The sequence below is a fragment of the Pseudoalteromonas sp. SR43-7 genome (genome assembly GCF_014163785.1).
Classification (GTDB): domain Bacteria; phylum Pseudomonadota; class Gammaproteobacteria; order Enterobacterales; family Alteromonadaceae; genus Pseudoalteromonas; species Pseudoalteromonas distincta.
This window is the reverse complement of the sequence record NZ_JACJDY010000046.1, coordinates 3114-4990: the sequence shown is the minus strand read 5'-3', so window position 1 is coordinate 4990 and position 1877 is coordinate 3114. Positions and strand designations below refer to the sequence as shown.

Below are 1877 nucleotides of genomic sequence, written 5' to 3'. Positions count from 1 at the left end.
TTGACAAAAAAATAGGAAAGCGTAATATGCGCAGCCCTAGCGAGATAAAGTTCAACTTTATAATCGCAACGTTCTTTAACAATATAAAGCAATCATCTGTGTGGGCACTCGTACAGATTGAGTTCTAACAGCCAAACTACTTAGGTAGCGAGGCAAACAAATTAGAGTCTCAATTGAAAACTGAGTGACCAACAGAATAGTTATTTCGGTAATTATTCGGCACAGTCAATTCAATATCGAAAGATATTAAAAAATTCAGAATTCATTGAGCTGTCGAAAGACATAAAACTTTTTAATTGAAGAGTTTGATCATGGCTCAGATTGAACGCTGGCGGCAGGCCTAACACATGCAAGTCGAGCGGTAACAGAAAGTAGCTTGCTACTTTGCTGACGAGCGGCGGACGGGTGAGTAATGCTTGGGAACATGCCTTGAGGTGGGGGACAACAGTTGGAAACGACTGCTAATACCGCATAATGTCTACGGACCAAAGGGGGCTTCGGCTCTCGCCTTTAGATTGGCCCAAGTGGGATTAGCTAGTTGGTGAGGTAATGGCTCACCAAGGCGACGATCCCTAGCTGGTTTGAGAGGATGATCAGCCACACTGGGACTGAGACACGGCCCAGACTCCTACGGGAGGCAGCAGTGGGGAATATTGCACAATGGGCGCAAGCCTGATGCAGCCATGCCGCGTGTGTGAAGAAGGCCTTCGGGTTGTAAAGCACTTTCAGTCAGGAGGAAAGGTTAGTAGTTAATACCTGCTAGCTGTGACGTTACTGACAGAAGAAGCACCGGCTAACTCCGTGCCAGCAGCCGCGGTAATACGGAGGGTGCGAGCGTTAATCGGAATTACTGGGCGTAAAGCGTACGCAGGCGGTTTGTTAAGCGAGATGTGAAAGCCCCGGGCTCAACCTGGGAACTGCATTTCGAACTGGCAAACTAGAGTGTGATAGAGGGTGGTAGAATTTCAGGTGTAGCGGTGAAATGCGTAGAGATCTGAAGGAATACCGATGGCGAAGGCAGCCACCTGGGTCAACACTGACGCTCATGTACGAAAGCGTGGGGAGCAAACGGGATTAGATACCCCGGTAGTCCACGCCGTAAACGATGTCTACTAGAAGCTCGGAGCCTCGGTTCTGTTTTTCAAAGCTAACGCATTAAGTAGACCGCCTGGGGAGTACGGCCGCAAGGTTAAAACTCAAATGAATTGACGGGGGCCCGCACAAGCGGTGGAGCATGTGGTTTAATTCGATGCAACGCGAAGAACCTTACCTACACTTGACATACAGAGAACTTACCAGAGATGGTTTGGTGCCTTCGGGAACTCTGATACAGGTGCTGCATGGCTGTCGTCAGCTCGTGTTGTGAGATGTTGGGTTAAGTCCCGCAACGAGCGCAACCCCTATCCTTAGTTGCTAGCAGGTAATGCTGAGAACTCTAAGGAGACTGCCGGTGATAAACCGGAGGAAGGTGGGGACGACGTCAAGTCATCATGGCCCTTACGTGTAGGGCTACACACGTGCTACAATGGCGCATACAGAGTGCTGCGAACTCGCGAGAGTAAGCGAATCACTTAAAGTGCGTCGTAGTCCGGATTGGAGTCTGCAACTCGACTCCATGAAGTCGGAATCGCTAGTAATCGCGTATCAGAATGACGCGGTGAATACGTTCCCGGGCCTTGTACACACCGCCCGTCACACCATGGGAGTGGGTTGCTCCAGAAGTAGATAGTCTAACCCTCGGGAGGACGTTTACCACGGAGTGATTCATGACTGGGGTGAAGTCGTAACAAGGTAGCCCTAGGGGAACCTGGGGCTGGATCACCTCCTTATACGATTTAGAACTTATTTGTTCGTAGTGTCCACACAGATGATTGTTA

The 1877-nt window shown here is 49.7% G+C and carries 1 rRNA gene; it reads left to right on the top strand.

Annotated elements, in window-relative coordinates:
• Positions 1-293: 293 nt before the first annotated feature.
• A 16S ribosomal RNA gene (locus tag H5087_RS19890) occupies positions 294-1829 on the top strand.
• Positions 1830-1877: the final 48 nt, after the last annotated feature.